Here is a 24,485-nt window from a genome sequence, read left to right as displayed (position 1 = left end):
GCCATGGCCGTTATCGCTGCAATCTTCCTGCCGCTCCTCGCGGCGTTCATCGCCGGCTTCTTCGGCCGCCGCATCGGTGACCTGGGTTCCCAGCTCGTCACCTGCGGCGCCATGGTGGCCGCGCTGGTCCTGTCCATCATCCTGTTCATCGACGTGGCCGTGAACGGTCATGCCACCGTGGTTCCGCTGGCCAACTGGGTTGCCAGCGGCGACTTCCACGTCGATTGGGCCCTGCGTGTCGATACCCTGACGGCGGTCATGCTGATCGTGGTCAATGGCGTGTCGACCATGGTCCACATCTACTCCGTCGGCTACATGAGCCATGACCCGGACAAGCCCCGGTTCATGTCCTACCTCAGCCTGTTCACCTTCATGATGCTCATGCTGGTGACGTCGGACAACCTGGTGCAGATGTTCTTCGGTTGGGAGGGCGTCGGTGTCGCCTCCTACCTGCTGATCAACTTCTGGTTCGAGAAGAAGAGCGCCAACGACGCCTCCATGAAGGCGTTCCTGGTGAACCGCGTGGGCGACTTCGGCTTCGCGCTGGGCATCTTCTCGATCTTTATCATCTTCGGCAGCGTCGAGTTCGGCACGATCTTCCCGGCCGCCGCCGGCAAGGCGCACGCCACCTTCAATTTCCTGGGCTGGCACGTCTCGGCGCTGGACTGCGCCTGCCTGCTGCTGTTCGTCGGCGCCATGGGCAAGTCGGCCCAGCTGGGCCTGCACACCTGGCTGCCCGACGCGATGGAAGGCCCGACCCCGGTGTCGGCCCTCATCCACGCCGCCACCATGGTGACCGCCGGCGTGTTCATGCTGGCCCGCATGAGCCCGGTGTTCGAATACGCCCCCACCGCCCTGGCCGTGGTGACCGTGCTGGGCGCCCTGACCGCCTTCGTCGCCGCGACGATCGGCATGACCCAGTTCGACATCAAGCGCGTCATCGCCTATTCGACGATGAGCCAGCTGGGCTACATGTTCTTCGCCATCGGCGTGTCGGCCTACCAGGCCGCCGTCTTCCATCTGATGACCCACGCCTTCTTCAAGGCCCTGCTGTTCCTGGGCGCCGGTTCCGTCATCCACGCCATGTCGGGTGAGCAGGACATGCGCAAGATGGGCGGCATCGCCAGGCTGATCCCCTTCACCTATGTGGTGATGTGGATCGGCAACCTGGCCCTGGCCGGTGTCGGCATCCCCGGCGTGTACGGTTTCGCCGGTTTCTACTCCAAGGACATCGTGCTGGAGGCCGCCTACGGCTCCGGCACCGCCGTCGGCCACTTCGCCTACTGGCTGGGCATCGCCGCCGCCTTCATGACCGCCTTCTACTCCTGGCGCCTGCTGATCATGACCTTCCATGGCAAGCCGCGCGCTTCGAAGGAGGTTATGGACCACGTGCACGAGAGCCCGCTGGTCATGACCGGCCCGCTGACCGTGCTGGCCATCGGCGCCTTGGTCGCGGGTATCGGTGGCTACGAGTGGTTCGTCGGCCATGCCGCCCGCGCCGAGTTCTGGCGCGGCGCCATCCAGGTGCTGCACGCCCATGACAGCATCCACGCCGCCCACGAGGGGCCGGAGTGGGTGGGCCTTCTGCCGCTGTTGGTGGGTCTGGCCGGCATCGCCCTGGCGTATGTCTGCTACATGTTCGTGCCCGGCATCCCGGCGACCTTCACCAAGATCGTGAAGCCGCTGCACGTGCTGGTCTTCAACAAGTACTTCTTCGACCAGATTTACGACGTGCTGTTCGTGAAGCCGGCCCAGGTCCTCGGCTTTGGCCTGTGGAAGGCCGGCGACGGCGCCATCATCGACGGCCTCGGCCCCGATGGCGTCGCCAAGACCACCCGCGGTGTGGCCGCCGGCGTCAGCCGTCTGCAGTCTGGGTACGTCTACCATTACGCATTCGCCATGGTGATCGGCGTGGTCGCGCTGGTCGGCTGGTTCTACTTCAAGCCCTGAGCAGGACGAGGCATCTAAGATGGCTGATTGGCCGATCCTGTCGCTGACGACGTTCCTTCCGTCGATTGGCGCCCTACTCATCCTGCTGGTGCGCGGCGAAGAACAGGCCGTGGCGCGGAACGCGAAGGCGATCGCCCTCGCGACCTCGCTTCTCACCTTCATCGTTTCGCTGTTCATCCTGGTGAAGTTTGACCCCTCCAGCGCCGGTTTCCAGCTGGTGGAGGAACACAGCTGGATCCCGGCATTGGGCATCCAGTACCTGCGCGGCATCGACGGCGTGTCCGTCTGGTTCGTGCTGGCCTCGACCTTCCTCACCCCCGTCTGCGTGCTGGCCTCCTGGGACAGCATCGAGAAGCGGGTGAAGGAGTTCATGATGTCGCTCCTGCTGCTGGAGACCATGCTGGTCGGCATGTTCACCGCGCTGGACTTCATCCTGTTCTACATCTTCTTCGAAGGTGTCCTGCTGCCGATGTTCCTGATGATCGGCGTGTGGGGTGGTCCGGGCCGCATCTACGCCGCCTACAAGTTCTTCATCTACACCTTCATCGGCTCCGTCCTGATGCTGCTGGCCATCGTCGCCATGTACCTGCAGGTCGGCACGATGGACATGCGGGTGATGCTGGACCACACCTTCGATCCGTCGATGCAGAAGATCCTGTGGCTGGCCTTCTTCGCCGCCTTCGCGGTGAAGACCCCGATGTGGCCGTTCCACACCTGGCTGCCCTTCGCCCACGTGGAGGCGCCGACCGCCGGCTCCGTCATGCTGGCCGGCGTCATGCTGAAGATGGGCGGCTACGGTCTGATCCGCGCCAACCTGCAGATGCTGCCCATCGGCTCGGCCACCTACACCAACCTGGTGTTCGTGATGTCGGTCGTCGCCATCATCTACACCTCGCTGGTGGCGCTGGCGCAGACCGACATGAAGAAGATGATCGCCTATTCCTCCGTGGCCCACATGGGTTACGTCAGCATGGGCATCTTCTCCGCCAACGCCCAGGGCCTGGACGGCGCCATGTTCCAGATGCTGTCGCACACCGTGGTGTCGGCGGCCCTCTTCCTTTGCATCGGCGTGGTCTACAACCGCCTGCACACCCGTGAGATCGCGCGCTACGGCGGCATGGCGCACAACATGCCCAAGTACGCCGTGGTGTTCATGCTGTTCATGCTGGCCTCGGTCGGCCTGCCCGGCACCTCGGGTTTCGTGGGTGAGTTCCTGTCCATGCTGGGCGCGTACGAGGCCAACACGTGGGTGGGCCTGTTCGCCTCCACCGGCCTGGTGTTCGGCGCCGCCTACATGCTGCTGCTCTATCGCAAGCTGTTCTACGGCAAGCTGGAGAAGCCGGACGTGATCGCCATGCCCGACCTGAACGCGAAGGAGATCCTCTACTTCGCCCCGCTGGTCGCCATCGTCATCATGATGGGCGTGTATCCGAAGAGCTTCAGCAGCGTGTACGCCGCGTCGCTGGACCACATCCTGTCGCACCACCGCGAGGCCCTGGCCGCCGAGGGTCTGACCCCGCCGGTCGCCAACCCGGCCTCCGCCTTCGTCCCGGCCGCCAACGCCGGGACCCTCTCGGCCCACCCGGCCACCAGCGAGACGCCGGGCACCGAGCCGGCGGCTGAGCCGTCCACCCCTGAAATGCCCGCCGAGGCGCCCGCGCAGAGCGAGCCCAAGGCGGATGCCAGCCCCGACGCCGGCCACTGATCCAGCGGGAAACGATCCATGCAACCTGTCCTTACCGATCTGATCCCGGCCCTGCCTGAGATCTTCCTGGCCGTGGCGGCGCTGGCGCTGCTGATGCTGGGTGTGTTCAGCGGCAAGAATGGCACCCGCCTGGTCAGCGGCCTGTCCGTGGTGGCGCTGGTGGCGACATCCGTGCTGCTGTTCCGCCAGGAAGGCTACGACGTGGCCTTCTCCGGCCTGTTCATCACCGATGGCTTCGCCGTCTTCTCCAAGCTGCTGGTCCTGCTGGGCACCGGCCTGTCCATCATCATCGCCCAGAACTTCATCGCCCGTGAGGACATGGACCGGTTCGAATATCCGGTGCTCATGCTGCTGGCGACCGTCGGCATGATGATGATGGTGTCGGCCAACGACCTGCTGACCCTCTATGTCGGCCTGGAGCTGCAGAGCCTGTCGCTCTACGTCATCGCGGCCTTCCGCCGCGATTCCGCCAAGAGCACCGAGGCCGGTCTGAAGTACTTCGTGCTGGGCGCGCTGTCCTCCGGCATGCTGCTGTACGGCATCAGCCTGATCTATGGCTTCGCCGGCACCACCAACTTCATCACCATCGCCCAGGTCCTGCAGGCCGGCCCGGCGTCCCTGGGCGTCATCGTCGGCCTGGTCTTCGTCGCCGCCGGCCTGGCCTTCAAGATCTCCGCCGTGCCCTTCCATATGTGGACGCCGGACGTGTACGAAGGCGCCCCCACCCCGGTCACGGCCTTCTTCGCCGTGGCGCCCAAGGTGGCCGCCATCTGCCTGTTTATCCGCGTGCTGGAGGGCCCCTTCGGTTCCCTGCTGCCGCAGTGGCGCCAGGTGATCGAGTTCTGCTCCGTCGCCTCCATGGTGGTGGGCTCCCTGGCGGCCATCCGCCAGAGCAACATCAAGCGCCTGATGGCCTACAGCTCCATCGCCAACATCGGCTACGCCCTGGTCGGCGTGGCGGCCGGCACCGCCGATGGCGTGCAGGCCGTGCTGATCTACATGGCGATCTACCTGGTGATGACCGTCGGCACCTTCGCCATCATCATCGGCATGCGCCAGAAGGGTAAGGCCGTGGAAGAGATCGCCGACCTGGCGGGCCTCTCCAAGACCAATCCCATGCTGGCCTTGGCCCTGGCCGTCTTCATGTTCTCTATGGCGGGCGTCCCGCCGGCGGCCGGCTTCTTCGGTAAGCTGTTGGTGTTCATGGCCGCGTGGAAGGCTGGGTTGTACCCGCTGTCCATCATCATGGCGCTGACCAGTGGCATCAGCCTCTACTACTACCTGAAGGTCTGTAAGGTCTCCTGGTTCGACGATGTGAAAGAGCCGCTGGACCGCCCCGCGGCCGGCCTGTCCTGGGTCGTCACCGCCACCGCCCTGGTGGTGTTCCCGGTGGCCCTGGTGATCGGCACCCCGGTGCTGAACAGCGCGGCCGCCGCCGCCGCCAGCCTGTTCCATTGAGCGGGCGGGCGCTGAATCCCGGCGCCCCGTCCCACCGTCTGCCGGAATGGATCCGGCCGACGGTGCTGGAGCGCTGCGGCAGCACCAACGACATCGTCAAGGACATGGCCCGTGCCGGTGCGCCGGAAGGCACGCTGGTACGGGCCGTTCGTCAAGAGGCGGGCCGGGGCCGGCGCGGCCGGTCCTGGACCTCCGAGCCCGGCAATCTCTACTGCACCCTGTTGCTGCGCCCCGGTGGTATGCCCCAGCGGGCGGCCGAGCTGTCCTTCGTCACCGCGCTGGCGGCGGGGGAGGCGGTGGACGGCCTGGTCGCCGCGGCGCCCAAGCTGAAATGGCCCAATGACGTCCTGGTCGGCGGCGCCAAGATCGCTGGCATCCTGCTGGAATCCGAGGCTGAGGCGGACGGCGGCGTCGCCTGGGTGGCCGTCGGCATGGGCATGAATGTGCGGCACCATCCGGACACGCCGGGCTACGCCACCACCTCGCTGCTGGCCCAGGGTGCGGATGTGGAGCCGGACCTGGTCATGGCCGCCTACGCCCGCGCCTTTGACCGCTGGTACCGCCGCTGGCAGGACTATGGCTTCGCGCCCGTGCGCGCCGCCTGGCTGAACGCCGCCCAGGGCGTCGGCGGCCCCGTCACCGTCCGCCTGCATGACCGCGCGTTCGAGGGCCGCCTGGTCGATCTGGACGCCGATGGCGCCCTGCTGGTGGAAACCGCCGGTGGCACGGTGAGGGTCACAGCCGGTGATGTGTTTTTCCCTCATGCTCTTCAGCCGATCGCCTGAGACAGGGAGCCCGCCCCATGCTGCTCGCCATCGACGCCGGCAACACCAACGTGGTCTTCGCCATCTATGATGGCGACACGCCCCGGGGCCGTTGGCGCATCTCCACCGACAGCCGCCGCACCTCCGACGAGTACGCGGTGTGGCTGACCTCGGCCATGGCGCTGAAGGGGCTGGCGGCCCAGGATGTCAACGCGGCCATCCTGTCCTCCGTCGTCCCGGCGACCACACCCGACCTGATCCGGCTGTGCAAGGATCATTTCGGCTGCGTGCCCATGCGCATCGGCGACCCGGCGGTGGATGTGGGCATCGAGATCCGCATCGACAATCCGCGCGAGGCGGGCGCCGACCGCCTGGTCAATGCCGTTGCAGCCACGGAACGATATCAGGCGCCGCTGGTGGTGCTGGATATCGGCACCGGCACCACCTTCGACGTGGTCGATGCCGATGGCGCCTTCGCCGGCGGCATCATCGCCCCCGGCCCCACCCTGTCGCTGGACGCCCTGCACCGCGTGGCCGCCCAATTGCCCAAGGTGGACATCGCCAAGCCTGACCGCGTCATCGGCCGCGGCACCGTGGGCGCCATGCAGTCGGGCATGTATTGGGGCTATACCGCGATGATCGAGGGCCTGCTGCGCCGTATCAAGGCGGAGCTGTCGCCCACCGGCACGCCCCCCGTCACCGTCATCGGCACCGGCGGCATGGTGCGGGTGTTCGCGGAGGAGACGGGCATGGTCGACCACATCGATGCCGACCTGACCTTACGCGGGCTCTTGCTCATCTACCGCCGCAACGCCAAATCAGGGGGCTGACGCCCCGTTCGCCCGTCCCGCCGTTTCCCGTTTTTTAGGTTTCCATGATCGACGATTTGCTGTCCCCCGACGCCCTGTATTTCCTGCCGTTGGGTGGGTCCGGCGAAATTGGTATGAATCTCAATCTCTACCATCACGCCGGCAAATGGCTGATGGTCGACCTGGGCGTCAGCTTCGGCGATGACGCTGCGCCGGGCGTGGACGTGGTCATGCCCGACCCCGAGTTCATTGCCGAGCGGCGGGAAGACCTGGCCGGCCTGGTGCTGACCCACGCGCATGAGGACCATTTGGGTGCCGTGCAGTACCTCTGGACGGAGCTGCGCTGCCCCGTCTACGCCACCCCCTTCACCGCCGCCGTGCTGCGCGCCAAGCTGCGCGAGACGGAGTTCAGCGGCCTGGTGCAGATCATCGAGGTGCCGCTGTCCGGCCGCTTCCAGGTCGGCCCCTTCGATATCGAGCTGATCAGCCTCACCCATTCCATTCCCGAGCCGAACGCCCTGGTCATCCGCACCGCCGGCGGGACGGTTCTGCACACCGGCGACTGGAAGCTGGACCCCGACCCGCGCGTGGGCGCGCCGGTGGATGAGGCGGCGCTGATCGCGCTTGGACACCAGGGCGTCACCGCCTTGGTCTGCGACAGCACCAATGCCACCGTGCCCGGCACGTCCGGTTCCGAAGGCACCGTGGCCGTGGGGTTGGAGGAACTGATCGGCCGCTACCCCGGCCGCCGGGTGGCCGTGGCCTGCTTCGCCACCAACGTCGCCCGTCTGCATTCCATCGCCAAGGCCGCCGCCGCGCACGATCGCCAAGTGGCCTTGGTGGGCCGCAGCCTGCGCCGCATCAACGAGGCTGCGCGCGCCACCGGCTATCTCAAGGACCTGCCGCCCTTCGTCACCGAGCATGACGTGGGCTATCTGCCGCGCGAGGCCCAGGTGCTGATCTGCACCGGCAGCCAGGGGGAGCCGCGCGCCGCCCTGGCCCGCATCGCCGACGGCGACCATCCCGAGATCGACCTGGAACCGGGCGATGTCGTCGTCTTCTCCTCCCGCGAAATCCCGGGCAACGAGAAGGCCATCGCCAAGGTGCAGAACGGCCTGATCCGCCGTGGCATCGAGGTGGTGACGGCCAGCGACGCCGATGTCCATGTCTCCGGCCATCCGGCGCGGGACGAGCTGGCGCAGATGTACCAGTGGGTGCGCCCCTTCCTGGCCGTGCCGGTGCATGGCGAGCAGCGCCACCTGAAGGCCCACGCCGACCTGGCGCTGGAATGCCAGGTGCCACGCGCCCTGGTGCCGGAGAACGGCGTCGTCATCCGCATCGGCCCGGGCGAGCCGGAGATCATCGGTACCGTGCCTTCGGGCAAGTTGTGCCTGGACGGTCGCCGCCTTGTGCCCCTGAGCGGAAATCTGCTGCGTACCCGCAACCGCATGGTCTTCAACGGCGCGGCGGTCGTCACCCTGGTGATGGACGATACCGAGCTGCTGGCCGACCCGAAGCTGTCGGTCATCGGCCTGCTGGATGGGGAAGAGGACGCGCTGTTCATCGAGGGGCTGGTCAAGGGCATCGGCCAGGCGGTCGACAAGCTGGCCGAGGCGGAGCGGCGTGATGACGCGGCCGTGACCGAGGCCGCCCGGCTGGCGGTGCGCCGCACCTTCCATGCGGCGCAGGGCCGCAAGCCGGTGACTGAGGTGCACCTGGTGCGGGTGTAAGCCGGACAGGGGAAGCGGCGCCCCTGGGACGCCGCCAAAACGGCCCGTGCGCGCGTTACTTTGCGCTGATCACGGGCCCAGGGAATGGGAAGCGTCATGAGCCTGGTCACGCTGGTCGCGGTCTATTTCACGCTGTGGTGGGTGGTTCTGTTCGCGGTGCTGCCCATTGGCGTGCGGCGCGATGACAGCCCGCAAAAGGGCAACGATCCCGGCGCCCCGGTATTTCCCGATCTCAAGCGCAAATTCATATGGACGAGCCTGATTTCAGCGGTAATTCTCGGGCTCGTCTGGGCTGTTTTTCATTTTGGCCTCATTAACTACGATCAGCTGTTCGATCCCCCGGGGAACGCCCCTTCTTGAGGCGGGCGGGGTTGGTGCGGCCGGTCGGCGGTTGGTACGGGCCGGTTTGGTCGTCTGGGGAATGCTGATCCAAATCCTGATGGGGTTTTCCGCCCTGCTGCTGCTGGCCGCCATTCTGCTGTGGCTGTGGCGGCAGACCGTGGAATTGCGCCTGCGCAAGTCGCTGGGCTCCTCCACTGACAAGATGCGCGCCGTCTCCAACGAGAAGACGCAGGTTCTGTCCTTTCTGGAGCAGCAGCGCATGGCGCTGGGTTCCAAGCGGGCGGATGCCGCCAAGATGCGCATGGCCATTTCCCAGCTGCGCGTCGACAACAACGAGATGCGCGCCCGCGACTTCTACGTCCTGCACCAGATCGGCGAGCCCTCGAAGGACAAGGAGGAGTACGCCTGCAACCTCATGCCGTCGGCCACGGTGGAACCGGGGCGCGAGCTGCCGCCCGCCCTGCGCGGTATCGACCACCGCGGCAGCATCTGGGCTGAATCGGAAGCCGCCGCCCGGCGCCAGATTGAAATGCACTTCCCGGAAAAGGGCCCCTTGCGCCCTACCGGCTTCCGTCGGGGGGCGTGATGGAACTGGGTTGGTTGATGCTGTTGATGATCGGCCTGCTGGCGGCGCTGCTGTTCCGCCAGTGGCGGGAACTGACGGTGCGCCGGCTGGAACTGAGCCGCCAACTGGAGAAGCGCGAGGCCCTGGTGGCCCAGTTCCGGCAGGAGATCGACGGCACCTCCGGTGAGCTGGAGCAGATCACCAACACCATGGACACGGTGACCGCCACGCTGGAGGAACTGCGCGAGGAACTGGACAACCTGGACAAGGAGCGCAAGGCCCTGCGCGAACGGCGGCTGCAGCCCCTGGTCCTGCTGGATCGCCAGACCCTGAACGCCCAGCATTTCTGGGAACTGACCATCTCCAACCCCGATTTCGGCGAGACGGCGACCGCCCGCATGGCGCCGTCCGATTATGTCGACGATTGGGTGTCCGGCCGTGTCTACCTGGTGGGGGCCGACACGGCGGAGGAGGCGACCAAGCGCGCCACCCAGCGCTTCAGTGCGTCCATGGGGTACCGGGTCCTGGGCGCCGTCGCTTTCCGCCGCCGCTGAGGCTTGGCCGAGGGCATGGAAAAGAGGGCATGGAAAAGGGCGGCACCGGTCTGCCGGATGCCGCCCTTTCTCATTCAGCCGTGGCTGTCGTCAGCGCCAGTGGCCCTCGACCCACATGTGGCGGCCGTCGGGGCGGGTCCGCCAGTGGCCGGGCACCCAATGGGCGTGGGGATGGGGCGGGGCGGCGTAATGGCCTTCCTCCCAGTCCCAGCGGTCATGCCAGGCCCAGTGGCCGCCCACCCAGACATGGCCGGGCTCCGGCGGCGGGGGAATCACCTCGTGGCGCGGTGGCGGCGGGGCCTCCCGCACCCACAGGTCGATGCCCACCTGGGCGTTGGCTGTGCCGGCACCGGCGATGAACAGGCCACCGGTCAGGGCCACGGCCAGGGCGGCGGCGCTGACGGTGGCGCGGGCGGACTTCATGACGGACTTCATGGGGTCACCTCTTGGTTTGATTGGGCCGATATCGTTGGCGCCACCGTTGTTACGAAGAAGACGGTAAGGTCCCGTCGCACTTAACGCAGGTGAACGCCAATCGCTCGGCCCTCATCGCCAATGAGGCCAAGGATTGATGGCAAAATGGTGTCGCCGCGAGCTCCACATTTTGTCCGCTCTACTGGAAAATATTCATATATCGGTGGGCGGTTAGGTCGTCCGTGCTATCCTGTCCGGCTGAGGCGTTTTGCCGCCATGTGGATGATTCAGGGTGCGGTCCAGGAAAACTGCTGTGCCACCTGAAGCAGCATCAGGGCGCCCAGCACCGCCACACCGCCCAGGCAGCCCAGGATGATGGCGTAGCCGCCATAGAAGAAGGGGTGGGGCGGACGGCCGTTGCGGATCATTTGGCGCGCCAGCAGGAAGAACATCCAAACCCCGGAACACAGTGCGCCAATGCCGAATACCAGGCGCAGCACCAGCACCACGGCCATGGTGCCGCCGATAAGCCCCGCCGCCACGCAGACGGCGACCAGGGTGATGAAAAAGGCCAGGACGTTGCGCAGCAGGCGGCGACGGGCGGCGGGCGACAGGGTCGGTGTCATGGTCGGAGGGGACGCTCTCTCAAGGGATCAGAGGACGGCGCTATAGAGGGCCACGGCGTCGTCCAGGGTGACGGGACGGGGGTTGTTGACCAGCAGGCGCTGCACCTTCATCGCGTCCGCTGCTAGCAGGGGGATGTGGCCGGCGGTGACGCCCACGTCCGCCAGGCGCCGGCCGAAGGGCATGGCGCCGACCAGGCGGGTCATGGCGTCCACGAAACCGTGGGAGGCGGCGGTGTCGTCGGCGCCGCTCAACGCCGGGTCGATCAGTCGGCCCAGCTCGGCATAGGCCTGTTCCGCATGGCTGCGGTTGAACGCCAGGACGGGGGCCAGCACCAGGGCGTTGCTGTGGCCGTGCGGCACATGGAAATGGCCGCCCAGGGGATAGGCCAGGGCGTGCACCGCCGCCACCGGCGCGTTGGCGAAGGCCATACCGGCCAATAGGGAGCCCTGCAGCATGGCGGCGCGGGCCGCCACGTCGCGGCCGTCGGCCAGCACGCGGGGAAGGTTGGCATACAGCAGCGTCAGCGCCCGGGTGGCCAGGCTGTCGGACAGGGGGTTCTTCTTCAGCCGGCTGGTGTAGGCCTCGATGGCGTGCACCATGGCGTCGATGCCGGTCATGGCCGTCACCGCCAGGGGCAGGCCCAGGGTCAGCGTCGCGTCCAGCACGGCGGCGTCGGGGTAGAGCAGGGGGCTGACCACGCCCTTCTTCTCATGGCTGGGCGTGGTGACGATGGCAATGGCCGTCACTTCCGAGCCCGTGCCCGCCGTGGTCGGCACCTGGATCAGCTTCAGCCGGGGGCCGCGTGCCAGGTTGATGCCGTAGATATCGGCCAGGTTCTGCGGGTGGCCGGCCAGCAGGGCCACCAGCTTGGCCGTGTCCAGGGAACTGCCCCCACCCAGGCCGATGACGGCATCCGCCTGGGCCGCGCGGGCGGCGGCCACGGCGTGCAGCACCACCGCCTCCGGCGGGTCGGCCTGCACCTCGGTGTACAGAACGGTCTCGATGCCGGCGGCACGCAGGCCGGCCAAGGCCGGCTCCACCACCCCGGCCTTCACCAAGCCAGGATCAGTCACCACGAAGACGCGCCCCACCCCCAGGTCGCGCGCCAGCTCACCCAACCGCGCGGCCCCACCCACCTGGGCCAGGATGCGGGGCGTGGTCTCGAACGTGAAGTCGCTGTGATGGATGTCGGTGATCGTTGGGGTCATTTGGGGTTTCCTCCTGCCGCGTCCCCTTCTAGCATCCGCCCGCCTCATCCTCCTACCCTTCACCACAGGATTACAGCCCATGTCGGGATACTGCGCCATCGCCCCGGGCCATCCCTTCCACGGGCCCTACCATGAGCGGGAACATGGCTTCCCCACGACGGATGAGGCGGTGCTGTTCGAACGCCTGATGCTGGAGGTCAACCAGGCCGGCTTGTCCTGGCTGGTGGTGCTGCGCAAGCGGCAGGCCTTCAACGCCGCCTTCCATGGCTTCGATGTGGACAAGGTGGCGGCGCTCGGGCCTGATGATGTGGAGCGCCTGATGCAGGACGCCGGCATCGTGCGCAACCGTCTGAAGATCGAGGCCGCCATCCACAACGCCCGGGTCATCCAGGGCCTGCGCGCCAGCCACGGCGGCTTCGCCGCCTGGATCGCCGCGCACCATCCCCTGACCAAGGCGGAGTGGGTGAAGCTGTTCCGCCGCACCTTCCGCTTCACCGGCGGCGAGATCGTGGGCGAATTCCTGATGAGCATCGGCTACCTGCCGCTGGCCCATGCCGAGGACTGCCCCGTGGATCATGAGCTGGCCGCGCTGGGCCAGCCGTGGCGCAAGGCGGTGGCTGACGGGTTTGTCTATTAGCTAACCAGCGGCACGGAACGCCGCCACAAGCGTTGCCAGCGCGGCGCGGCTGCGCCGGTCGCTGACGGTGGAACGCAGCACCACCGGCGCGCTGGGCAGGGGCGGCAGGCCGAAGCGCCCGCCCACCTCGACTGCACCCAGCGGGGCCGCCCGCGGCGCCAGGGCCGCGACGCCCAGGCCGGCTAGCACGGCGGCGCCCACGGCGGCGACGCCACCGCCCACGAACACCTCGGTCCAGGGAATGCCGGCGGCGTCCAGCGCCCGCACGGCATGGCCGCGCACGCCGCACGGGGCGGACAGGGTGGCGATGGGTAGCGGTGCGGCCGGGGGCGGCTCCCAGCCCGGGGCGGCGAACCAGCACAGGGGGTCGATGAACAGCGGCTCCCCCGCCTCGGCCGTCAGTTCCGCCGGGCGTCCGTCCAGGGGTGGTTCCAGCCGCAGGATGGCGGCGTCCAGTTCCCCGCGTTCCAGCAGGCCGCCCAGGTCGCGGGAGGCGGCGATGCGCACCTCCATCACCAGGGTGGGGTCGCGGCCTTGCAGACGGGCCAGCAGGCCGGGCAGGTCGCGGCCGGCGACGTGGTCGCTGATGCCGATGACCAGGCGGTGCGGCGCCTCCTCCAGCCCGGCTAGCGCCTGGTCATGCGCCGCCAATAGCCGGCGCGCCGGTTCCAGGAAGGCGGCCCCCTGCGACGACAGCCGCACCTGGCGGGGGGTGCGCTCCAGCAACCGCTGGCCCAGCCTGTCCTCCAGCCGTTTCAGCTTCAGGCTGATGGCCGATTGGGTGGTGCCCAGCGCCTCCGCCGCGCGGGTGAAGCTGCGCAGCGTGGCCACCAGCACGAAGGCGTGCACGGCGTCCAGGTCCAGGGGCCGGAACGAAGCGGCGGTGGCGGTGGTCGTCATGATCACGAACGGCAATGAATAAAGGGCATTGGTATTTTAAACGAAAATCCTGGCGGCCGTCCATGGGAGGGCGGTCTGGCGTCCCCGTGGGCGGCCGATTGCCTATTATTCAGGCTGATACCGCAACCATGGGGGCTTTGCCGTCGTCCTGGGCATTTCTCGTCGGCCGACGGTGCTAGCCGCGACCGACCGACGCGGTCGTCCGGCAGGGGTGATCTCCGCCATTACGGATAGATGGCGGCGCGGGCTTCGGCGTCGCAACATGAAAAGGGGATGATTCGGAGGTGATTCTGTTGCGCTGCGGAGCGTCTCCGAAGCGTCGTGGAGTAGCGCCAGCTTATATATTGGGCAATTGCCAGCCCATAAACTGGGCAATTGACTAGCCATTATGCAAAAGCACAGAAAAAGCACAAAAAGAAAGGCCAGCCCTCGGTTAGGGCTTGCCTTTCGAAAACTCGGCGTAGCATTATCCAAGCGTTGGAGGGTACATCCCCCTCTGACATTGAGTCGCTTGGTGGCGATTCCTCCCTAAACTCAAGGCCGCGCCGCGCTATCGCGAGCGCGGTCTTTTTTATGCCCTTGTGTTTACGAGGGCGGAGTATAGGGAGACGAAATCATTCCGTCATCTGTTTTTTGATCATTTTCAAGGCACGATGCCCGAAAGGCGGCCTTTTCGGTCAAAAACAGCGACCAATCATAAATTTCACTCAACGAAAGCCAGGGAATTCCCTAGTCAGGTCAAGGCCCTGGCGTTTAAGCCAGGGCGAAGCGCAGCGTGAAGAGTGCTGCCAGAATGGGCAGGGCCAAACCCAACTCCCGCCCCTTGCCGGTCAGCAGCTTGATGGCGCAGTGGGCGATCAGGCCGAAGGCGATGCCGTCGGCGATGGAGAAGGTGAAGGGCATGGCCAGGGCCGTGATCACCGCCGGGACCGAGTCGGTCACGTCGTCCCAATCGATTTCCGCCAGGCCGCGCACCATCAGGCAGGCGACGTAGAACAGCGCCGGAGCGGTGGCGTAGCCTGGAATGGCGGCCGCCAGCGGCGACAGGAACAGGGCAGCCAGGAACAGCAGGCCGACCACCACGGCGGTCAGGCCGGTGCGCCCGCCGGCGAAGGTGCCGGCGGCACTCTCGATATAGGCGGTGACGGTGGAGGTGCCCAAGGCCGCGCCGGCGGTGGTGGCCAGGCTGTCGGCCAGCAGGGCCCGCTTCAGCCGGGGCAGGCGGCCTTGGGCGTCCAGCAGCCCCGCGCGGTGGGATACGCCCACCAGCGTGCCGGCGGTGTCGAACAGGTCGACGAACAGGAAGGCGAAGATGATGGCGGTCAGGCCCATGTTGAAGGCGCCGGCCACATCCATCCGCATCAGCGTGGGCGCCGGGTTGGGTGGCAGGGAGACGGGGCTGGCGATCAGCGGCGTGACGCCCAGCGCCATGCCGGCCAGCGCCGTGCCGATGATGGCGATGACCACGGCGCCGGTGATCCCGCGCGCCACCAGCACCACCAGCGCCAGGAAGCCGGCGCAGGCCAGCAGGGCCTGCGGCTTGCCCAGGGCCCCCAGGGTCACCATGGTGGCGGGATGGGCCGCGACGATCCCCGCGTTCTGCAGGGCGATCAGGCCCAGGAACAGGCCGATACCGGCGGAGATGGCATGCTTCAGCCCCGTCGGGATGGCGTTGACGATGGCCTCGCGCACCGGCAGTAGGCTCAAGATTGTGAAGCCCACGCCCGACAGGAAGACGGCGCCCAGCGCCACCGGCCAGGGATAGCCCATGCCGCCCACGACCGAATAGGCGAAGTAGGCGTTCAGCCCCATGCCCGGGGCCAGCGCGATGGGATAATTGGCGTACAGCCCCATGATGAAGCAGCCCAGGGCGGAGGCCAGGCAGGTGGCCACGAACACCGCCCCCGGATCCATGCCGGCCTTGCCCAGCACCTGGGGGTTCACGAAGATGATGTAGGCCATGGTCAGGAAGGTGGTGACCCCGGCCAGGATTTCCGTGCGCACGGTGGTGCCATGGGGCGTCAGCCCGAAAAAACGATCAAGCACGTGTTGCCCCCGCGTTATTCTAAGGCCCGCGTTATTCGAAGGATCGCGCCCATGGTCGGCGCGGACGCCCTCGCCAAGCAAGGACAAAGCCAATGCCGCGGATCGCCGCTGTGATGACCGCCCTACTGGTGCTGGCGGCCGGTGCCGCCTGGGGGCAGGGGGTGCCCCAAGGGGTGTCCCAGGAGGGGGCGCAGAAGGGCACGTCGAAAGGTCCGACCATCGCCGTCGACCCCGCCGCCTGCCAATGGGCGGTGCGGCATGAGCCGGCGCCCGATGTCGCCTATCAGCCGGGCGTGGATGTGGACGGCAACCCGGTGGCGCCGGCCGACCTGGACGGCGGCGTCCGCCTGCCAACGCCCCAACGCATCGAGATCCCGCTGACGGCGCGCCTGGCCCGCGCGCTGCCGCGCGCGCCCGGCACGGCGCGGTCCCGGGCCGATGCCTATCTGGGCCTGCTGACGGTGGAGGGCGATCAGGTGCTATTCAACGGCCAGCCCCTGACCGATCCGGCGGCGGATGAGCTGGCGGCGCTCTGCCGCCAGCAGGGGCTGTCGGGCCGCTGAGGCGCACCGAAGCGGAACCTTGGGCGCGCGCGGAGGGTTTCAGGGGCCCAACAATGGCGCCAACCATCCGCAGAAGGAGCGCACCCATGGCCACGGCCCACAAGACCGCCGCCCACAGCAGCCACACCAAGGCCAAGACCCGCACCAAGCCGCGCCGCACGCGCCGCACCGCCACGCGTGATCCGCTGGCGGTCAGCCTGCTGAAAAAGGACCACCGCAAGGTTGAAGGCTGGTTCGACGAGTACGAGCAGTTGGACAGCGATGATGAGAAGCTGGCGCTGTTCAACCAGATCGCCCTGGCCCTGAAGGTCCACACCGCCATCGAAGAGGAAATCTTCTATCCCGAGGAACGGGGCGAGGTGGAGGACGACATGCTGGACGAGGCCTATGTCGAGCATGACGGCGCCAAGAAACTGATCGCCGAGATCGAGGCCATGAAGCCCGGCGACGAGTTCTACGACGCCAAGGTCAAGGTGCTGGGTGAGTACATCAAGCACCACGTCAAGGAAGAGGAACAGCCCGGCGGCCTGTTCTCGCAGGCCAAGCGCGGCGATGAGGATCTGAACGAGATGGGCGAGCGCCTGAAGGCCCGCAAGCAGGAACTGATGGCGGAGTGGGGCAAGGCCTACTCCTGATGATGCGTGACGCCCGCGACCCTTTCCTCACCGAGGGGCGCGGGCGCCGCCTGTAACCGTTCCGTTACAGGCCCGGCCTTTTTCCCGGTCCCCGGGGGCGGTAGTCTCGCCCATCAAATTATAAAGGGGACTTCATGTTCAATCGTCGCGCCTTCCTGGCCGCCAGCGCCGCCTCGGTCGCCCTGGCCACGGTCCGTCCCGGCTTCGCCGCCGATGCATCCAAGCCCGCCAAGGGGCCCGCCACGGGCCCCGCCGCCGACCTGAACCACCTGCTGGACACCTTCTTCCAGGAAGATCTGCGACGCAGCCCCGAAGGCGCCACCATGGCCGGCATGGACACGGGCAAGCTGGCCGGCCTGCGCGCCAAGCTGGACGACCGCAGCCCCGCCGGGCGCAAGGCCGACACCGCCGCCACGGAAAGCCAGCTGCGCCGCCTCAAGGGCATCAACCGCAAGGCGCTGACCGGCATCGACGCCGTGAACTACGACAGCGTGGAATACGTGCTGGCCGAGGCGGTGGAGAGCGACCGCAAATTCCCCTTCGGCTCCAGCGGGTCGCCGTATGAGCTGTGCCAGCTGCAGGGCGCCTACCAGTCCATTCCCAACTTCCTGGACGTGCACCACCCCATCGAGGCCAAGGCCGACGCGGATGCGTATCTGGCGCGGCTGGAGGCCTTCGCCGGCGCGCTGGACACCGAGACGGCGCAGTTCAAGCATGACGCCGCCCAGGGCATCCTGGCCGCCGACTTCATGCTGGACACGACCCTGACCCAGCTGCGCGCCCTGCGGGTGGACGCGGGTGCGTCGGGCTTGGTGTCCTCGGTGGCCAGACGCGCCAAGGACAAGGGGCTTGGCGACGCCTACGGCGCCCAGGCGGCCAAGATCTACACCGACAAGGTCGGCCCGGCGCTGGACCGCCAGATCGCAGCGGTGGAGGCCGCCCGCAAGACGGCCACGCATGACGCCGGCGTTTGGCACATCAAGGACGGCGAGGCCTGGTACGCCCAGGGCCTGAAGTCCAGCACCACCACCACCCTGTCCCCGGATGAGGTGCACCAGATCGGCCTGGACCAGGCCAAGGAGATCGGCGCGCGGCTGGAATCGCTGCTGGCGGCCCAGGGCCTGACCCAGGGCACGGTGGCGGAGCGCATCAAGGCCCTGCGTGCCCGGCCCGAGAGCACTTATCCCAACACCGACGCGGGCAAGGCCCAGCTGGTGGCCGATTTGCAGGTGAAGCTGGACGACATGGCGTCGCGCCTGCCGCGCATGTTCCGTGACATCCCCAAGGCCAAGGCGCGGGTGCAGCGCGTGCCGGCTGCCATCGAGGCCGGCGCGCCGCTGGCCTACTACGAATCCCCGCCGCTGGAAGGCGACCGGGTGGGCACCATCTACTTCAACCTGCACGACACGGCCGAATGGCCCAAATGGTCGCTGCCCACCACCGTCTATCATGAGGGCATCCCCGGCCATCATCTGCAGGGCTGTATCGCGCAGGAAACCAAGGGCATCCCGCTCTACCGGGCCAACATGTTCTTCTCCGGCTACGGCGAGGGCTGGGCCCTATATGCCGAGCAGCTGGCCGATGAGCTGGGCATGTACGACGCCGACCCGCTGGGCCGCATCGGCTTCCTGAAGTTCCTGCTGTTCCGCGCCGGCCGCTGCGTCATCGACACCGGCATGCACCACAAGCGGTGGAGCCGGGAACAGGCGGTGAAGTACATGGTGGACCTGACGGGCGACACCGAAAGCGCCATGACGCGGGAGACCGACCGCTATTGCGCCTGGCCGGGCCAGGCCTGCAGCTACAAGATCGGCCACACGCTGTGGAACCGCCTGCGCGACCAGGCCAAGACGGCCCTGGGCGACAAGTTCGACATCAAGGATTTCCACCAGGTGGGCCTGAACTCGGGCGCCGTGCCGCTGGACGTGCTGCAGACCATGGTGGGCGACTACATCGCCCGGGTGCAGCGGGGCTGATGCCGGTACCCCCGTGAAACGACGGCCCGGGGAGCGATCCCCGGGCCGTTCGTCTATCTGGCTCAGGCCGCGCGCGCTTCCACCAGGAACGTCTCGACCAGGCCACGCATCTTTTCCGCCTCCCGGGCCATGGAGGTAGCGGCCACCAGCACGTCGTGAGCGGCATGCCCCGTCGCCTCGGCGGCGGTTGACACCCCTTGGATGTTCTGGGTGACGCTGTCGGTGCCAGTCGCGGCCTGTTGGACGTTGCGGGCGATTTCCTGGGTGGCGGCCCCTTGTTCTTCCACCGCGGAGGCGATGGCGGTGGCGATATTGTTGATGTTCTCGATGGTGCCGGAGATGGCACCGATGGCGGCCACAGCCCCTCGCGTAGCCTCCTGGACCGAGGCAATTTGGGTGCTGATCTCGTCGGTGGCCTTGGAGGTCTGATTGGCCAGGCTCTTGACCTCGCTGGCGACGACGGCGAAGCCCTTGCCCGCTTCACCTGCTCGCGCCGCCTCGATGGTGGCGTTCAGGGCCAGTAGATTGGTCTGTGCCGCGATGTTGGTGATCAGGCTCACGATTTCGCCGATCTTCTGGGTGGTCTGCTCCAGGCCGGCGACGATGACGCCGGTCTGAGTCGCCTGACGCACGGCGTCGCCGGCCACCGCTGCCGACTGGGCCACCTGGCGGCCGATTTCCTGCGTGGACGAGGCAAGTTCTTCCGCCGCCGAGGCGACGGTCTGGACGTTGCTTGAGGCTTCGACGGCGGCGGTGGCCACGGCGGCGGACTGGCGGGTGGTTTGCTCGGCGGATGACGATAGCGAGCTGGCGGTGGCCTGCATCTCCGTCGCGGCCGAGGCCACGGCGCCAATGACATCGGCGGCCTGGATATCGAAGGTGCGGGTCAATCCCTCCAGGGTGGCAGCACGGGCGATGCGGGCGGCCTGCTCCTTCTGCTGTTCGGCGCGCAGGCGTTCGGTCTCGCGGGCGTTGTTGCGGAACACCAGGGCGGTCTTGGCGATGTCCCCCACTTCATCACCGCGAGCGGTGCCATAGATGTCAATGTCCAGTCGGCCCTGGGCCAGATCCTGGAGGTTGTGGACGATGCGGTCGATGGGAATTGTCAGGCCGCGGCGCGCAATCAGTATGCCGATGGCGACGCCGATGACGATGCCCGCGATAGCGACGATGGCGATCATCCAGGTCAAATCGCGGGCTAACGTCTGGGCCTGCTGGGCGACGGCGGTTCCGTCTTTGTCCAACTCCTCCTGCAGGGCCTTGATCTTGTCGCTGAGCGTGGTGGCGACGGCGCGCGACCGCATGACCTCGTCCAGGATCTCCTGTCGGGCGGCATCATTTTTCAGATCGGCGTGTTTGCGGCTGACTGACACCGTGGAGTCATATTGTTTTTTATAGTCATCGAAAGTAGTTTTGATGTCTATCAAGGCGGGCTGATATTTATCTTCCGCAAGCTTTTGTAGATTTCTTAAGGTATTGATGAATTCATCTGATCTTTTATTTGTAGTTTTGAAAACCTCGTCCGTTTCCCTGGGGTCGGCAGCCATGCGGAATTCACTGCGGTTCAGCAGAATGATGCTGGCGCCCATTTGGGCGGCTTGATTCAGGTTGGTGTCCATCACCTCCAGCCGATGGGTGGCGGTTGCCAGCTTCGACAGGCCAGTATACCCGGCGATACCGATGGCGAAGGCCGAAAGTGACATGATCGCAATGACGAACAATATCTTTGTAATAATCTTGGTGTTTTCGAGCATTTTTTGCCAAGCCTTTTTGGTGTTGAAGTATTTATAATATGGACATCACGACTATCCAATATTGCCCATGAAATTTGGACATATTGGATTCGATTTAGGTAAATATCGTCGTTTCTGCTTTATTGTGCTTTATTGTTTTCATGTGACACATATAACGACTAGTAGGAAATAGAAACGATTGAATTTCGTGGATGCGCTGACAGAACGAGAATCATGCACTCCAAGAGAAGTGTCTGGCAGATTTTCGTGTTTCCCCAGCATGGTTCGATTTCCAACTTCGGATTTTCTGATGAGGTGCATTTGCCACCGTAAGGCTTCCTATGGGCCGGCATGGCCATTCTTTGCGGGCCGTCGTTAACGCCCCGTGCCAGGTGTCCTTGCCATTGGGCCGACGACGGCCATGTCGGCAGCAGGCCGCCCGTCAGGGGGCGCTGGCCCAGTTCTGTTCTCAAATGTCGATGGGAAGGACTGGCCGACTATGGCCTCTGGCGTGCACGCGAATAGATCGAGGGGGCAACGCCGTACGCAGCGAGGAAGCGCCTGCTGAAATGCCCGGAATTGGTGAAGCCGGCGTACCTGCTTATTTCGGCGATGGATTTGTTTTGGAAGCCGGGCGTGGTCAGCAAGGATCTGGCATATTCGAGGCGCATCGAGATCAGGTCCTTGCTGAAACTTGTCCCGGCGGCGGCGAACAAGGCGTGCAGCGTGCGCTTTGAAATGCCCTGCTGGGCAGCGAAATCAGAAGGTGTCAACGCTGGGTCATGGAGGCGGTCGCGCATGGCCTGACGCAGGCGTCTCAGCGTGGCGCGTGGACCCGTCCTAAGCGCTGGTGCTTCTTGCCAGCCTGCCGTTAACGTCAGCAGTGCGCTGATCTGGTTGACAATTTCGCCAGGAGGCAGGGGTAGTTGATGCACGGTTTCAGGGTTTAGTTCCGCCATCACGCAGGCCAGGGCGCGGCCCCATCCATTCTTGTCGCAGACATCCTTAAGCGCCATTTCCTCCGCACAAGGCGTTCTGGAGGCGAGCCAACTCTTGGGCAAAATCAGGACTTTGGCCTCGGTCTCCGATTCGAAACGCAGAAGATATTCTACAGCGCTGTTCTTGAGGATCCACTGGCCAGGTTTGAGCCCGATCGTGGTGGCGCCATTGTTGCAGGATATGACCGCCGCGCCGCAGACAATATAAAGCAAACAAAAATCATCAATATGATCGCGGATAATAAGGTTTTTTGCCCGTATGACCGTGTGAGGGTCCACATGTTTGGACAATAGTATGGCAGATCCAAGGGGCGCTATGGTTGCTGATGCGGAAAAATTGCCGTGTTGATGGAAATCAAAATGTAATCCAGGTAGGAAAGTGCTGATCTTTTTTGTCCAGAATGACTTTCCGTCGTCAGATTTTTGGTCTCCGGTGGAAAAATTCAAGCATGCGCTCTTAAAATCCCATGCCATTATGGCCCTCTTAGGTGGTAACCCCTTTCTTTTAGAGATTAATACCTAAGCGTAGTAAATTGCATGTTTGTTAGTACTGTCTAAATGAATGGCAGATTTCACCGGGTGTGGCCGGAGCCACAAAGGAACTGATTAAATTTTTTCGTCCGTTAACATTGCGACAAGTTCCTTTCACCCAAGTGATTGCCGGAATTATTCCGCCATATGGCGCCCTTTCGGGACCCTTCCGCCCGGAATGCATTTCTTTCCTCCCTTGAAAGAAGATGGGCCCGGGAATCTCTTCCCGGGCCACGGCGCTGTCTGACGGAAGGAAGGCGGGAGATCACGCCGCCTTGGCGTCCACCAGGAACTGTTCCACCAGGCCGCGCATCTTCTCGGCCTCTCGTGCCATCGAGGTCGCGGCGGTCAGCACGTCGTGGGCGGAGTGGCCCGTCTCATCGGCGGCCTGCGAGACGCCCTGGATGTTATGGGTGACGCTGTCGGCGCCGGCGGCCGCCTGCTGCACGTTGCGGGCGATTTCCTGCGTCGCCGCACCCTGCTCCTCCACCGCCGAGGCGATGGTGGTGGCGATGCTGTTGATGTTCTCGATGGTACCGGAGATGGCGCCGATGGCGGTCACCGCCTCGCGCGTCGCCTCCTGGACCTGGGCGATCTGGGTGCTGATCTCCTCCGTGGCCTTCGAGGTCTGGTTGGCCAGGCTCTTCACCTCGCTGGCCACGACGGCGAAACCCTTGCCTGCCTCACCGGCGCGGGCGGCCTCGATGGTGGCGTTCAGCGCCAGTAGGTTGGTCTGGCTGGCGATGTCGGTGATCAGCTTCACCACGTCGCCGATGCGCTGGGCGGTCTGCTCCAGGCCGGCGACGATGGTGCCGGTGTGGGTGGCCTGGCGCACGGCGTCACCGGCGACCGTGGTCGATTGCGCCACCTGGCGGCTGATCTCCTGGATGGAGGAGCTGAGTTCCTCGGCAGCGGCGGCCACGGTCTGGACGTTGGCCGAAGCCTCCACCGCGCCGGCGGCCACGGTGGCGGACTGGCGGGTGGTCTGCTCGGCCGAGGCGGACAGCGAGCTGGCGGTGGCCTGCATCTGCGTGGCGGCGGAGGCGACGGCGCCGATGACGTCGCCGGCCTGCACGTCGAAGGTGTGGGTCAGGTTTTCCAGGGCAGCGGCACGGGCGGCGCGGGTGGCCTGTTCCTTTTCCTGCTCGGCCCGCAGACGCTCGGTCTCCCGGGCGTTGTCACGGAAGACCAAGGCGGTCTTGGCGATGTCGCCCACCTCGTCGCCGCGCTCGGTGCCGAATATCTCGATGGTCAGGCGGCCGTGGGCCAGGTCTTGCAGGTTGCGCACGATGTGGGTGATGGGGGTGACCAGGCCGCGGCGGGCGATCAGCATGCCGACGATGATGCCGATGGCGATGCCGACGACGGCGACCGCGACGATCATGATGTTCAGGTCGCGGGCGACGGCCTGGGCATCCTGGGCCACGGTGGTGCCATCCTCGTCCAGGGCCTCCTGCAGCACCTTGATCTTGTTGCTGAGCGCGGTGGACGCGGTGCGCGACTGCGCGACCTCGTCCAGGATTTCCTGGCGGGCGGCCTCGTTCTTCAGGTCCGCATGCTTGCGGCTGGCCGCCATCGTGCCATCGAATTCCTTTTTGTAGGCGGCGAAGGCGGTCTTGATCTCCGCCAGCATGGGGCGGTACTTGCCCTCCACCTGCTGGTCCAGCAGGCTCATGTTCTTGGCGAACTCATCGACCCGGCCGGCGACGTTCTTGGCGACGTCCTCGGTATCCTTGGGATCGGCGGCCATGCGGTACTCACCGCGGTTCATGTAGATCACGTTGGCGTTCAGCTGCGCCGCCTGGTGCAGGTTGGTCCCCATGACGTCCAGGCGGTGCGCCGCGACCGACAGCTTCGACATGCCGATGTAGCCGGCGATGCCGATGGCGACGGCGGAAAGTGCCATGACGAGGATGACCAGGTTAATCTTTGTTAGGATTTTGGCGTTGGCCAACATGATTGCGGTCCTTTGGCGGCGGGCTTTCCCGGCGTGATAACAGCGATTGGTTAATGGCCGGTAAAAACCACAAGCCGGATTTCAAGGTCAACGCATGGCCACCATCCATTATTGCTGGGCAGGTATAATTTAGATGTTCTCTAAAAATCGCTCTAAGTGGTTATTTTACTGGAAGTGGAGATGGCGGGCCATGGATGTGTGTGCTGTCATGTTTACCCCACTAGTACTTATGACATAGGCCATGAGCTCTGGGCGGCTCGTCGCAGGGACATACCTATCCTGCGGAAATCAGGTAGTTATACCGGCCATGCGTTTGCGTGGGGATGATCATCGGCGCGACATGTCCGGAATCCCTTTCCGCCCCGCCGCCATGGACAGGGGGG

Annotated in this window: 21 protein-coding genes; 13 read left to right on the top strand and 8 right to left on the bottom strand. The window is 65.7% G+C overall.

Going from position 1 to position 24,485, the window contains the following annotated elements:
- The first annotated feature begins 3 nt into the window (after positions 1–3).
- From nuoL to Y958_RS20195, 9 genes are all read left to right on the top strand, one after another.
- Complete coding sequence (gene nuoL, locus Y958_RS20235) at positions 4–1,950, top strand: NADH-quinone oxidoreductase subunit L (RefSeq protein ID WP_088873694.1); 1,947 nt, start codon at positions 4–6, stop codon at positions 1,948–1,950.
- Positions 1,951–1,969: 19 nt separating this feature from the next.
- Positions 1,970–3,655 (top strand): NADH-quinone oxidoreductase subunit M, encoded by a 1,686-nt coding sequence (locus Y958_RS20230; protein ID WP_088873693.1) that lies wholly within the window; start codon positions 1,970–1,972, stop codon positions 3,653–3,655.
- 18 nt (positions 3,656–3,673) lie between these two features.
- Positions 3,674–5,113, top strand: coding sequence for an NADH-quinone oxidoreductase subunit NuoN (nuoN, locus tag Y958_RS20225; RefSeq protein ID WP_088873692.1), 1,440 nt, complete (start codon positions 3,674–3,676; stop codon positions 5,111–5,113).
- Positions 5,114–5,175: 62 nt separating this feature from the next.
- Positions 5,176–5,898, top strand: coding sequence for a biotin--[acetyl-CoA-carboxylase] ligase (locus Y958_RS20220; RefSeq protein ID WP_244909483.1), 723 nt, complete (start codon positions 5,176–5,178; stop codon positions 5,896–5,898).
- Between the two features lie 17 nt (positions 5,899–5,915).
- A complete protein-coding gene (locus Y958_RS20215; RefSeq protein ID WP_088873691.1) occupies positions 5,916–6,707 on the top strand; it encodes a type III pantothenate kinase in 792 nt (263 codons plus the stop codon).
- 44 nt (positions 6,708–6,751) lie between these two features.
- A complete protein-coding gene (locus tag Y958_RS20210; protein WP_186291368.1) occupies positions 6,752–8,416 on the top strand; it encodes a ribonuclease J in 1,665 nt (554 codons plus the stop codon).
- 96 nt (positions 8,417–8,512) lie between these two features.
- Positions 8,513–8,776: a DUF1467 family protein gene (locus tag Y958_RS20205; RefSeq protein WP_040846278.1), complete on the top strand. Its 264-nt coding sequence runs from the start codon at positions 8,513–8,515 to the stop codon at positions 8,774–8,776.
- A gap of 61 nt (positions 8,777–8,837) precedes the next feature.
- Complete coding sequence (locus Y958_RS20200) at positions 8,838–9,344, top strand: hypothetical protein (protein ID WP_088873690.1); 507 nt, start codon at positions 8,838–8,840, stop codon at positions 9,342–9,344.
- Positions 9,344–9,877, top strand: coding sequence for a hypothetical protein (locus Y958_RS20195; protein ID WP_145608507.1), 534 nt, complete (start codon positions 9,344–9,346; stop codon positions 9,875–9,877). The genes Y958_RS20200 and Y958_RS20195 overlap by 1 nt, the downstream gene beginning before the upstream one ends.
- A gap of 90 nt (positions 9,878–9,967) precedes the next feature.
- On the opposite strand, the gene Y958_RS20190 is transcribed toward Y958_RS20195, so the two are convergent.
- The 3 genes from Y958_RS20190 to Y958_RS20180 form a co-directional block, all read right to left on the bottom strand.
- Entirely contained in the window at positions 9,968–10,312 is a 345-nt protein-coding gene (locus tag Y958_RS20190; protein ID WP_211098633.1) for a YXWGXW repeat-containing protein, read from the bottom strand.
- A gap of 266 nt (positions 10,313–10,578) precedes the next feature.
- On the bottom strand, positions 10,579–10,917 hold the full coding sequence (locus tag Y958_RS20185) for a hypothetical protein (protein WP_088873688.1): 339 nt from the start codon (positions 10,915–10,917) through the stop codon (positions 10,579–10,581).
- 27 nt (positions 10,918–10,944) lie between these two features.
- Positions 10,945–12,126: an iron-containing alcohol dehydrogenase gene (locus Y958_RS20180; protein WP_088873687.1), complete on the bottom strand. Its 1,182-nt coding sequence runs from the start codon at positions 12,124–12,126 to the stop codon at positions 10,945–10,947.
- 79 nt (positions 12,127–12,205) lie between these two features.
- Here Y958_RS20180 and Y958_RS20175 point away from each other — a divergent pair, with 79 nt between their 5' ends.
- The gene (locus tag Y958_RS20175) at positions 12,206–12,763 is read left to right on the top strand and encodes a DNA-3-methyladenine glycosylase I (RefSeq protein WP_088873686.1); all 558 of its coding nucleotides are present in this window, start codon (positions 12,206–12,208) and stop codon (positions 12,761–12,763) included.
- Here Y958_RS20175 and Y958_RS20170 read toward each other — a convergent pair whose 3' ends face one another.
- Complete coding sequence (locus tag Y958_RS20170; protein WP_088874123.1) at positions 12,764–13,663, bottom strand: LysR family transcriptional regulator; 900 nt, start codon at positions 13,661–13,663, stop codon at positions 12,764–12,766. It abuts the gene before it with no gap.
- Positions 13,664–14,416: 753 nt separating this feature from the next.
- Positions 14,417–15,709, bottom strand: a complete 1,293-nt coding sequence (locus Y958_RS20165; RefSeq protein WP_088873685.1) for an NCS2 family permease — start codon at positions 15,707–15,709, stop codon at positions 14,417–14,419.
- A gap of 113 nt (positions 15,710–15,822) precedes the next feature.
- Between Y958_RS20165 and Y958_RS20160 the strand changes: the two genes are divergently transcribed.
- The 3 genes from Y958_RS20160 to Y958_RS20150 all read left to right on the top strand — a co-directional run bounded on the left by Y958_RS20160 (position 15,823) and on the right by Y958_RS20150 (position 18,883).
- Positions 15,823–16,272 carry a hypothetical protein gene (locus Y958_RS20160; RefSeq protein WP_145727683.1) on the top strand — a complete coding sequence of 150 codons (450 nt, stop codon included), beginning with the start codon at positions 15,823–15,825 and terminating at the stop codon, positions 16,270–16,272.
- Positions 16,273–16,358: 86 nt separating this feature from the next.
- On the top strand, positions 16,359–16,907 hold the full coding sequence (locus Y958_RS20155; RefSeq protein ID WP_244909482.1) for a hemerythrin domain-containing protein: 549 nt from the start codon (positions 16,359–16,361) through the stop codon (positions 16,905–16,907).
- A gap of 134 nt (positions 16,908–17,041) precedes the next feature.
- Entirely contained in the window at positions 17,042–18,883 is a 1,842-nt protein-coding gene (locus Y958_RS20150; RefSeq protein WP_088873683.1) for a DUF885 domain-containing protein, read from the top strand.
- 62 nt (positions 18,884–18,945) lie between these two features.
- Here Y958_RS20150 and Y958_RS20145 read toward each other — a convergent pair whose 3' ends face one another.
- From Y958_RS20145 to Y958_RS20135, 3 genes are all read right to left on the bottom strand, one after another.
- The gene (locus Y958_RS20145) at positions 18,946–20,637 is read right to left on the bottom strand and encodes a methyl-accepting chemotaxis protein (protein ID WP_145727682.1); all 1,692 of its coding nucleotides are present in this window, start codon (positions 20,635–20,637) and stop codon (positions 18,946–18,948) included.
- Positions 20,638–21,113: 476 nt separating this feature from the next.
- Positions 21,114–22,088, bottom strand: a complete 975-nt coding sequence (locus Y958_RS20140) for a helix-turn-helix domain-containing protein (RefSeq protein WP_088873682.1) — start codon at positions 22,086–22,088, stop codon at positions 21,114–21,116.
- Between the two features lie 322 nt (positions 22,089–22,410).
- Entirely contained in the window at positions 22,411–24,102 is a 1,692-nt protein-coding gene (locus tag Y958_RS20135; RefSeq protein WP_088873681.1) for a methyl-accepting chemotaxis protein, read from the bottom strand.
- Between the last annotated feature and the right edge of the window lie 383 nt (positions 24,103–24,485).

Source organism: Nitrospirillum viridazoti CBAmc, assembly GCF_000730165.1.
Classification (GTDB): Bacteria; Pseudomonadota; Alphaproteobacteria; order Azospirillales; family Azospirillaceae; genus Nitrospirillum; species Nitrospirillum viridazoti.
Note: the sequence above shows the minus strand (reverse complement) of the source record. Positions and strands in the feature narration are given on the sequence as shown.